10 protein-coding genes are annotated in these 10,078 nt (G+C 67.9%); 5 read left to right on the top strand and 5 right to left on the bottom strand.

The genetic code is table 11. The annotated features are described in order from the left end of the window. The 3 genes from KDK95_RS24355 to KDK95_RS24345 all read right to left on the bottom strand — a co-directional run. On the bottom strand, positions 1-1,043 hold a 1,043-nt coding region (locus tag KDK95_RS24355; RefSeq protein ID WP_212520598.1), incomplete at its 3' end, for a S8 family serine peptidase. Positions 1,044-1,105: 62 nt separating this feature from the next. Beyond that, the gene (locus tag KDK95_RS24350; RefSeq protein ID WP_212520597.1) at positions 1,106-2,554 is read right to left on the bottom strand and encodes a WXG100 family type VII secretion target; all 1,449 of its coding nucleotides are present in this window, start codon (positions 2,552-2,554) and stop codon (positions 1,106-1,108) included. Between the two features lie 30 nt (positions 2,555-2,584). Then, positions 2,585-3,001: a hypothetical protein gene (locus KDK95_RS24345; RefSeq protein ID WP_212520596.1), complete on the bottom strand. Its 417-nt coding sequence runs from the start codon at positions 2,999-3,001 to the stop codon at positions 2,585-2,587. A gap of 545 nt (positions 3,002-3,546) precedes the next feature. Here KDK95_RS24345 and KDK95_RS24340 point away from each other — a divergent pair. Then, the gene (locus KDK95_RS24340) at positions 3,547-4,551 is read left to right on the top strand and encodes a DUF4190 domain-containing protein (RefSeq protein ID WP_212520595.1); all 1,005 of its coding nucleotides are present in this window, start codon (positions 3,547-3,549) and stop codon (positions 4,549-4,551) included. A 148-nt stretch (positions 4,552-4,699) separates the two neighbouring features. Here the strand turns inward: KDK95_RS24340 and KDK95_RS24335 are convergent, their stop codons facing one another. Further along, positions 4,700-5,389, bottom strand: coding sequence for a response regulator (locus KDK95_RS24335; protein ID WP_212520594.1), 690 nt, complete (start codon positions 5,387-5,389; stop codon positions 4,700-4,702). A gap of 22 nt (positions 5,390-5,411) precedes the next feature. Further along, the gene (locus KDK95_RS24330) at positions 5,412-6,707 is read right to left on the bottom strand and encodes a sensor histidine kinase (RefSeq protein ID WP_212520593.1); all 1,296 of its coding nucleotides are present in this window, start codon (positions 6,705-6,707) and stop codon (positions 5,412-5,414) included. A gap of 239 nt (positions 6,708-6,946) precedes the next feature. On the opposite strand from KDK95_RS24330, the gene KDK95_RS24325 reads away from it, so the two are divergent. Genes KDK95_RS24325 through KDK95_RS24310 form a run of 4 tightly spaced genes read left to right on the top strand, consistent with a single transcriptional unit; the run spans position 6,947 to position 9,988 of the window. Continuing rightward, positions 6,947-7,255 carry a DUF6317 family protein gene (locus tag KDK95_RS24325; protein WP_212520592.1) on the top strand — a complete coding sequence of 103 codons (309 nt, stop codon included), beginning with the start codon at positions 6,947-6,949 and terminating at the stop codon, positions 7,253-7,255. Positions 7,256-7,266: 11 nt separating this feature from the next. Continuing rightward, the gene (locus tag KDK95_RS24320; protein ID WP_212520591.1) at positions 7,267-8,616 is read left to right on the top strand and encodes a hypothetical protein; all 1,350 of its coding nucleotides are present in this window, start codon (positions 7,267-7,269) and stop codon (positions 8,614-8,616) included. Then, positions 8,616-9,338, top strand: a complete 723-nt coding sequence (locus KDK95_RS24315; protein WP_212520590.1) for a hypothetical protein — start codon at positions 8,616-8,618, stop codon at positions 9,336-9,338. The genes KDK95_RS24320 and KDK95_RS24315 overlap by 1 nt, the downstream gene beginning before the upstream one ends. Beyond that, positions 9,335-9,988: a hypothetical protein gene (locus KDK95_RS24310; RefSeq protein ID WP_212520589.1), complete on the top strand. Its 654-nt coding sequence runs from the start codon at positions 9,335-9,337 to the stop codon at positions 9,986-9,988. Before KDK95_RS24315 ends, KDK95_RS24310 begins: the two co-directional genes overlap by 4 nt. Positions 9,989-10,078 lie beyond the last annotated feature (90 nt).

Here is a 10,078-nt window from a genome sequence, read left to right as displayed (position 1 = left end):
ACCACGATCAGCCCGACGATCAGTAGCACTACGACCACCGCGATGACGATCCCGATCACCAGCCCCGAGCCCGCCTTAGACGCGGAAGCCGACCCACCCCCACCCGTCGCCGTAGCGCTAGCCACCGCCGAGGCCGAACTACCTGCCGCCGTCATTAGCGGATTCGACGTCTCACTAGGCGCCGACGCCTGCAGCGCCTTCAGCGGATCGACGATCCCGTACCCATACTGATCACTGTGCTGCCCCGCCGTCTGCCCCGAAGCCGGATCCGCCGTCGCGATGAGGTCCCGAATAACCTGCCCCACCGTCCAGGTAGGATGCTCAGCCCGAATCAACGCCACCGTGGCTGACACATACGCAGTGGCCGAAGACGTACCTGAACCCGAGGCGGCACTTCCGACGTTATCCTCCGTAGGAACGTCGACTCCGGGGGCGGCAAGCGTGACCCGGCCCGTGTTGGACTTATCCCAGATCGCACCGTTTTGATCGACAGCCCCTACGGCGACAACTCCTGAGTATGCGGCAGGATAATCGACCGTGGATGCGCCCTCGTCGCCTGAGGCGGCCACAACGACGATGTCGCTATTAAGCGCGTCCTGGATAGCCTTCGGAACAGAAGAGTCCTGTCCGATGGACTGCGACAGATTAATTACTGACACATGCTGACTAATTGCATACTCGATCGCGGCGGCCATCTGATCTGGCTGATTGCCGAGCGCGGTGTCGTTAATAATCACGGGGAGGATCTTTGTGCTCGGCGCAAGTCCCTGGGTGAACGACGAGCCGGAGCCGCCAATGATGGCGGCCATTGCTGTCCCGTGGCCGGAGAGGTCAGTCTGCCCATTGCCGGAGCTTGTCGTGCTTCCGCCGAAGTTTGCGCCTTGGAGGAGATTTCCCTGCGTGTCCGGCAGTGATGCGACGCCGGTGTCGAGGACCGCGACTGTCGTGCCAGACCCCTTTGAGATGCTCCAGACCTGGGCTGCCTTTAGATACTGCAGCGGCCACTGGCTCGATACGCTTGCCTGCGCTGGTACGGCACTCACCAATGGCAAGCCAAGCAGCGCGGCCGCGACGGCCGCGCTGCTCAGACGCTTTGCGCGCCGCGCTACTGGATGACCGGGGGCACGATTCGCTGCGCGTCGTTCCAAAAGTCGTCTTCCTTTAAGTACGACGGGCGCTTCCGGCGCTCGTCTTCCTCGTCATCGCTCTGAGCAGAACCGCGGCGCCCTGAGCTCATCATGTTCACCCTATTGCCATCCGCGTCGGTCGCGTCCTCGTACACCGATCGGATGGGAGACGACAAGTGATTGTCGTCCTCTTCGTCTACGCCCAGGTACCGGCCGCGCGAGTATCGTGAGGACCCGAGGTCCTCCTCGTCTCCGACCAATCCGCCGCCACGGCCCATGCCTCTGCTCATGCTGTTTTCTGATGAAGTGCCTTCGGTCGAGCCGCCGCTGGCACCTTCTTCCTCGCCGATCAGCGAGCTACCATCGCCGCTCGAGGTCCGCCCGCGGGCACCGGTCCCCGAACCGCCGTTGAGCTCGCCGTCGCTCATGCCGGTCTCGTCGAAGACTCCAGCGCGCGAGCCGGAGTTCCGGCTGAGCCCTTCTTCGCCGAAGCCGTTCTCCGAGAGGCCGTTGGCGCCACCCTCTTGGGGTTCGTCAGTGATGAGGCCGCTCTTGTTGTAGTTGTTTCCGCCAGTCTCGGTCTCGCCGGGACTTGACGTGCCCCAGATCGGGTCGGGCTCGGGGGTCGTTGTGGTGCTCGTGGGATTGCCACTTCCCCAGGTCGGGTCCGTTACCGGATTTGCTGTCTGGCTAGCAGAGGTACCCGCGAGCGTGGTGCTCGGGTTGGAGCCAGCGCTAACCGATCCAGTTGGCGACGATGAGACGTAGCCTGATGTGCCAGTCGAACCACCGCCGCCTACACGCGAACTGTAGCCACTGGCAGCACCGTCACCGGAAGAGGAAGAGACAGAGCCGAGCGAGTATGCTCCACTACTTCCGGTCTCGGTTAGCGTTTCCTGGCTGCCACCTACGGCAGTGAGCTTACTCGCAGAGGTCTCATAGCTGTCCGACAGCGTGTTGAGCGCCTCTGCCGCCTGCGTTCGTACCGCTGTGTTGTGGTTCTCGGCCTTCTGCGCGGGCGTTTCGGAGCCGAACCAACCCTCTATGTCGTCGATGACGCTGTTCTGGGGCACGGTCTTCTCGTCCTGCACGCTCGACATGGTGCTGACGTAGGTCTGCTGCGCGGACTTGGCGCTCTGCAGCGCTGGGATGACGGAGCTGCTGATTGTCTCCTGCGTGAGCTGCGCGTGGTTGATCGACGTCTGGAAGGACTGCTGCGCCTGCTCGGCGGCGTCGCCGGACCAGGAGGAGGCGAGGTTGTTCTTCACGTTCTGCAGCGTTGTCTGCACGCTCGACAGTGAGCTCACCGCGGCCTGGTAGCCCTGGATCTGGCTATCGATGGCGCCTGGATCCATGGTCTGCGCGACCTGCTTCGCCCAGGCCACGCCGCCGTTGTCGTTGACCGACTGCTGGTTGAATCCGCCCATGGGTGCCCGCTCCCGTCCCGTCCCTCGGTCTCACATGTCCTTGCCGACGTTGGTCACGCTGACCTGCAGCGCGTCCTCGGTCTGCGAGTACACCTGGTGCGTCTTGGTGGCACGGTCGCTGAGCAGGTTGATCTGCGCGTTCAGCTCGTTGATCAGCGAGAGGATCGCGGTGTGGGCGGCGCCGTGGGCCGCGTTGAGGGCGGTGATGGCGGGGACGCCCTGGTCCATCGGGCCGAAGTTCGACGTCGAGGAGCCGCCGTCCATGTTGGCGACCTTGTACGTGATCGCGTTGTAGTGGCCCTGCTGGAGGCTCGAGGCGGTGTTGTTCTGGAACGTGACCGGATGGACCGGGCTCGACACGTCGGTGAAGACGTCCTGGAGCAGGTTCTGCAGCGTGTTGCGCGCCTGCTCCAACTCCTGCAGTTCGACCTTGAAACTTGCGCCCACGTCAGGTACCCCCAGATCAGCTCAACTCAACGCGGGGCGCTGTGTAGGTGCACGAACCGCCCCGTCCGCAGTTCTTTGAGTCCTGTGCGCCTGTGGCACGCCCGCGACACAACCGTACCTGTCTCAGCTTACCGACAAACGGTGCGGTACTGCCAGCGGCCGTGCGCGGGCTCGGGGTTCGTTAGGAAACCGAGAGCTTGTGGCGGCGATCAAGGGAGGATTGTGCCCGGGAAGCGGGTGCGGGACGAGTGTCGTGGCTGGTCCAGGGGGTGTGGTGGGAGTTCGTGGCGAGACTTGGGTGGTGCGGAATGAGAGGTTTGTATCAGGCCTTTGGGTTGAGCTGACGGGGCGTCGGTTGCGTTTCATTCGCCCGGTTTCGACCGATCGGGTGAATCGTGTGCCCGGCTGTCCGACGGGTGAGACTTCAGCAGCGCTTGTTACGGTTCGGCGGCGAATGGTGGGAGATCGCGCGGTGGTCTGCGGTCCGCTTGTAGGATCTGCGGTCGTTCTGCCCTTGATGAACCAGTCCGAGGTGACAAAAACTCATGTCAGATCAGTGGGGGGCTGCTCAGCCGCCGTACGACCCGCAGCAGAGTCAGCAGCAGCAACAGAGCCAGGGACAGGCGCCGTTTGGTGGGAGCGGACAGCAGCAGCAGTACGGGCAGGCGCCGCAGTTCGGCGCTCCGGTGCCGGGCCAGCCGCAGCCGCAGTACGGTGCGCCGGCACCTGACCAGTCCCAGCCGCAGCCGCAGTTCGGCGCTCCGGCGCCGGGTCAGAGCGGGGGCCAGCAGTACCCGTACGGCCAGTCGCAGTCCACGCTCGGCACGCCGGGCCAGTTCGACGCGCAGCCGCAGTACGGGGCTTCCGGGCAGATCCCGGGTCAGCCGCAGCAGGGCTACGGCCAGCCGGGCTACGGCACCGACCCCTACGGCGGGGCGTACGCGGGGGCGCCGTACGGCGGCACGGCGGCGAAGCAGACCAACGGGCTGGCGCTGACCGGCGCCATCCTGTGCTTCCTGCCTCTGCTCGGCCTGATCTTCTCGATCATCGGCCTCACCCGGGCGAAGGCGCTCGGCGGCGCGGGCAAGACGGCGGCGACCGTCGGCATCGTGCTCTCGCTCGTGTTCGCGGGCGGCTACGGCTTCGTCGCCTACAAGCTGGGCAACTCGACGGCGGCGGACCCGGCGTGCATCTCCTCCGAGACCGCCGCCACGTCGATGGAGAGCAAGCTGAACTCCGACGAGTCCGCGCTGAGCTCCGCCGAGTCCTCGAACGACTCGACCTCCGTGAAGACCGCGCTCGACACCATGATCTCCGACATGCAGACGATCAAGGGCGAGCTCGACTCGGACGTCGCGGAGGCCACGCACGCCGACGTGAAGGCGAAGCTGCAGGCGTTCGACACCGACCTCGGCAAGCTGATCACGGACCTGAAGGCCGTGGGGAACGGCGACAGCTCGGCGGCGACCGACCTCGAGACCGTCGCGAACCGGCTCTCCTCGGAGGGCGACGCGGTGGACAGCCTCTGCGGGAACGCGACCAACGGCTGATCCCGTGAGTGATGGACGGCCGATCCGTGACTGACGGACGACTGATCCGTGACCGACGGCATTCCCCATGGACGGCCGAGCGTATGACCAGATGACGGCGAGCGTATGACCAGGTGACGGGCGGTCCCGCAGTGCGCGGGGCCGCCCGTCAGACGTCTGCGACCAGGCCGTGCTCGTAGGCGAAGCGGACGGCCTGGGCCCGGTCCCGGGCGCCGGTCTTGGCGAAGACGTGGTTGATGTGCGTCTTCACGGTCGCCTCGGAGACGAACAGCTCCTTGGCGATCTCGGGGTTGGAGCGTCCGGCGGCGATCAGGCGCAGCACGTCGACCTCGCGGGCGGTGAGGCCCGCGGGAGGCGCCGACGATGCCGGCGGAGTGGTCTGGGTCGGCTCGGCTGACGCCGCGCCCGTGCTCCCTATCGCCGCGATGAGCCTGCGCTGGACGGCCTCGTCCAGGACCGATTGGCCGCCCGCTGCCGCCTGCACGGCCCGCGCGATCTGCACGCGGTCCGCGTCCTTGGTCAGGTAGCCGAGGGCGCCGGCGCGCAGTGCGCCCTGGATCGAGGCGTCGTCGGCGTACGTCGTGAGCACGACGACGCGCACGCCGGGGTGCTCGCGCGTGATCTGCTCCGTCGCCTGGATCCCGTCCACGCCTGGCATGTGCAGGTCCATCAGCACCACGGCCGGCCGGTGCTCAGCGACGAGCTCGACGGCCTGGGCACCGTCGCGCGCGGTGCCGACGACCTCTATTCCCGGGGTCAGGTCGAGCAGCGTGGCCAGGCCCTCGCGCACCGCCGCCTGATCGTCCACCACCAGGACGCGAATCGATTCATCGGCCATGCGCCCGAGGATAGCCGGGATCTCAGCTGTTGACGCGCAGGATGACGCGCCAGCCGGGTCCGCCGAGGTCCTCCGCGGCGTACGGTCCGGCCTCCAGGCTGCCGCCGATCAGCTCGGCGCGCTCCTTCAGACCTGCCAGGCCGTACCCGCCCCCTGATTCGGCGAGCGCGCTCGGCGGTTCCGTCGCGGCGCCGTTCGCGACGGTGAGTATGACTTCTTCGTTGCCGTAGACGAGCTTCAACCGGACGGTGGCGCCCGGCGCGTGCTTGCGGACGTTGGTCAGCGACTCCTGAGCAGCCCGGTAGACGGTCAGGCCCGCGTCTGCCTGCACGGGACGCGTCAGGCCCTGGATCTCCACGTACGCCTGCGCTCCCGTGTCGCCGCGGTACGCGTCGGCGAGTCCGTGCAGCAGCTCCGGCAGCGGAGGGGCGTCCTCGCGCAACGCCGCGATGGCCCGGCGTGTCTCGACGAGGCCTTCGCGCGCGATGCGGCGCGACTTCTGCACGTATGCGTGCGCGCGCTCGACTCCGCCCTCGTTGCCCGACTCGAGTAGGGCGTCCGCGGCCTCGAGTTGGACCGTCAGTGCGGCGAGCGAGTGCGCGAGGACGTCGTGGATCTCGCGGGCGATCCGGCTGCGTTCCGCGAGCGCCGCCGCGTGGGCCTGCTCGTGGTTGGCGCGTTCCGTCTCCTGCACGAGCTTCTCAGCGCTCTCCGCGCGCAGGATGTAGGCGCGTCGGCCGACTCCGAGGCCGAACATTCCCAGGAACAGACTGCCGTAGCCGAGCCCGTTGCTCTCCAGCTGACTCCAGCCCCGCGTGGCCGCGGCGGCGACGAGTACGAGCAGGAACCAGCCGATGACGATCGCGGCGCGCTTGGTCGGCCACCGCGAGGTGATCACCACCGCGGCGGCGGCCGGGAAGGCCGGGCTGGCGCCGAGGTGGTTGGTGAGCAGGCCGCTCAGCAGCGCGCCGAACGTGCCCATCACGAGCAGGCCGGCCAACGCGAGGTGCGGACTGTACCGCCACGGCACGATCCAGCCGACGATCCAGGCGACACAGCCGATGATGCACAGGAAGCTGCCGATGACGGAGACCAGGTCGACGCCGTGCCAGCCCAGATTCGCGATCGTGTCCGCCTGGATGACGATCATCGCCAGCAGAAACACGAAACGGACGCCGGCCGTCTCCCGCGCCGTCGGGTCGTGCCGGCTCTCCGCCAGGCCGCGGCCGGCGACCCGCTCGCCCGCCTCGTCGGACCACGGCAGCAGCGTCATGGGGCCGTCGGTCTCGGTCCGTAGCCGGTCACGCTGCAGCCGCACGTCGTCCTACCGCCGTCTTCGTCGGGTCTCTACCCGTCCACGGTACGTCCCGGCGGCCGCCTCCGGGATCCACCCGGGGGTGGAGCCGGGGTGGAGTCATCCAGCCGGTGAGATCGCGGTGCGGAGATGTTGGATTTCCCGATGATATGCCGATACGGTGTGGGGGCTATCGTGACGCGACACGATGCGTCGGGGCGTCGGGGACCTGTTCGCGGTCACGGGTGGAGGGGAATTTCCCAATGGCGGATTTCTTCAAGGTCGATCTGGACGTGCTGGCCACGATGACCGGCACCCTGCGGCAGGCGGGGGAGCAGATGGACCAGGCGCTGCAGGCCTTCGGGGCGGCGCAGGACGGCCAGATCGGGCCGTCGACGCTGGTCGGCGCGGCCAAGGACTTCCAGGGTACGTGGAAATACGGGCTCGGCCAGCTGCAGCAGGCCATCTCAGAGTGCACCGAGGGTGTCGACAAGGTGCACAAGAACTACCAGGAGACCGAGCAGACGGTGCAGCAGTCTCTCGGGAAGATCAACACTCTGCTGCAGGAATAGGGGGGAATTCCGTGTCACTGGACGTCATGTTCGACGCATCCTTCGACGAGAGCACCTCGTACCCGCATCTCGGCTTCAATCCGGCGCCGGGGCTTCCCGCGGACGTCGAGGCGCTGGAGAACGCGATAACCAAGGCCACCGGCTCCTTGCAGGAGTCCGGGAAGCTGCTCGACCAGATGCGCACGGCCGACTCGGGCGTGTGGGTCGGCGCCGCGGCCGACGCGTTCCGCGCGAACTTCAACGACAAGCTGGTCACCGACCTGCAGCACGCGCAGCAGTCGCTGACCGAGGCGGCCGGCACGATTCAGAACTGGTACAAGGACCTCGTCGGCTTCAAGCAGACCGCGCAGAACCTCGACCAGGAGGCCGCCGCCGCGCGCCAGGCCCTGCAGCAGGCCGAGACGCAGGTCGCCCAGGCGAAGTCGAACCCGAACCTCAACCTGATCGGCGAGGTCTTCAGCAACCCGCAGGCGCTCCAGCAGGCGCAGTCGGCGCTCGACCAGGCCGAATCGGCGCTGAACGACGCGAACGCCGCCGAGCGGCAGGCGCAAGACGACCTCGACTCGATCCTGCAGCGGGCCCGCCAGCTCCAGCAGGAGGTTGATTCGGCGGCCCGGAACTACGCCTCGCAGCTGGAGAACGCGACGAAGGGCCTCGCCCCGCACAAGCCCGGCTGGTTCTCCAGCATGCTGCACGACATCGGCAGTGGCCTGAGCGCGGTCGGGAGCTGGATCGAGCAGCATGCGAACGCGATCCACTCGATCCTGACCACGATCTCCGGCATCGCGGGGCTGATCGCGTTGTGCACGCCGCCGCCGATCGACGCGGTCGCCGGCGCGGTCGCGCTCGTCGCCGGCGCGGGGGCGCTGGCGATGGATTTCGCGAACCCGAAGACACGCGACGCGCTCGGCGGGCTGCTGACCGGCCACTTCACCATGGCCAACCTCAAGGCCGCGGGCGGCGTCGCGATGGACGCGGTGGGCGTGGTGCCGGGTATCGGCGCGCTCGCGAAGGCGGCGAAGGGCGGGGAGATCCTCGAGGACGGCGCCAAGGCGGCGGAGACGATCCCGACCCTCGCCTCCAAGATCCCGGGCGTGGCGAAGCTCGGCGCGAACGCGGTCGAGGACTTCACCAACGCCGCCGAGAACGGCGGAAGGCTGGAGCAGGCCTTCTCCGTCGCGGCGCATAAGTACACCGTGGTCAGCGCGACCGTGAACGTCATCAACAAGGTGGGCACGATCGGCCGGGACGCCGACTCGGTCATCAATCTGTCCGCCTCGACGATGCGGAACATCAATCTCGGCGTCAAGGTGAGCGGTGTCGCGCACAAGCTCTACTCCGACGTGCAGGAAGCCTTCTGATGGCGATATCCGACCTGCTCAACAGTCTGCAGCCCGCGGCCGACGACCAGGGTTCGCTCGACGTCTGGCTGGGGATCCCGCCCGGCTATCTGCCGCTACCGGTGGTGGACAGCGCTGATCGACTCGCGGAAGCGCTGCCGACGCTCGTCGAACTCTGCCCGCCGGAGAGCCGGGACCTGCTCTTCTCGACCGTCGACACCTTCGCGCTCCTGCTCTCAGAGCTGGAGCAGCGCAACACCGTGTTCTGCGGACTCGGGTGGCATACGGCGCCGGACGACGAGAGCACGCTCGTCGCCTCGTCACTGGTCGCCTCGCTGCAGACGACCGGTGGAGAGCGCAACCCGCGGCTTGTACTCGGCGACCTGATCAAGGTGTCGGCCGATGCGGACGACCACGCTCAGGCCGACCTCGTCGACCTGCCGAACGGGCCGGCGCTGTTCTTCGAGTCCGTACGCAGCCTCCGCAAGCCGCGGCTGCCCGGCGAGGAGGGCGACCCCGGCCGGGCCGACGTCTACCAGCTCGAGGTCATCGTGCCGAGCGAGAAGGGCGACCGGCTCGCCGTACTGGAGTTCTCCACGCCGCAGGTCGAGTACGGGGTGTACTACCGGGAGATGATGGTCCTGCTGGCGCACTCGGTGGCGTTCAACCCGCCGCCGGGCTCCGAGGAGCAGGGTACGTCGGCCCGGAAGATCCACGACGCGCTCGGAGGACTCGGCTTATGACGGAGCTTCACCCGGTCGGTTCAACCGTCCCGATCCAGCCCTGGTTGATCGACGACATCCAGCGCCGTGCCCAGGGCAACCGCAAGGCGAGCCGGGCGCGGGCCGCCCGGGACCGCTACCTCGTCGAGCGCTTCCAGGCCTGGCGGATCTATCCGGTTCGGGTGGGGCGCTGGCAGCGCGTCCCGGTGATCGAGGATCCGCTCGGCGACGGCCTCGCCGCGGTGATGTTCCTGTTCGTCGGCCCCTTCCGCTCGGCCAACTGGCAGCAGGCTCGCAATCTGATGCAGGTGCTCGATCCGGCGACCGGGCAGCCCGTCTCGGAGATCGCGGTCGGCGGCTCCCGCGACGGTTGGACCGGGCTGACCGACGTGACCGCGATCGCCTTCCTGGGCGACCCGCGCGTCGCCGGACTTGTCGCGCCGGTTGGTGCGGAGCAACTCGACCAGGTCCCGTTCGCGATCAACCGGCGCGGACCGCAGACCGAGTGGTCGCCGCAGACGTTCGAGCAGGAGGGACCCCGCCTCGCGTCCCAGCCGTACCGCGACTTCGCGGACCGCGACGACGGCCCGTGGCTCGCCGACCAGCCGGAGAAGCCGACGAGCGGATCGAACCGGTGGAAGCCCTCGCCCTGGTACCGGCCGCAGAGCTGATCCGACGCCCCGTCAGCAGCCGTTCGGCAACTCGGCAGCAGCGGACAGCGGGGGTCGGCGGCCCGCCGGCAGTCAGCCACTCGGCCGCCC

It is taken from the genome of Actinospica acidithermotolerans, from assembly GCF_018139625.1.
GTDB lineage: Bacteria > Actinomycetota > Actinomycetes > Streptomycetales > Catenulisporaceae > Actinospica > Actinospica acidithermotolerans.
This window is presented reverse-complemented; position numbering and strand designations above follow the sequence as displayed.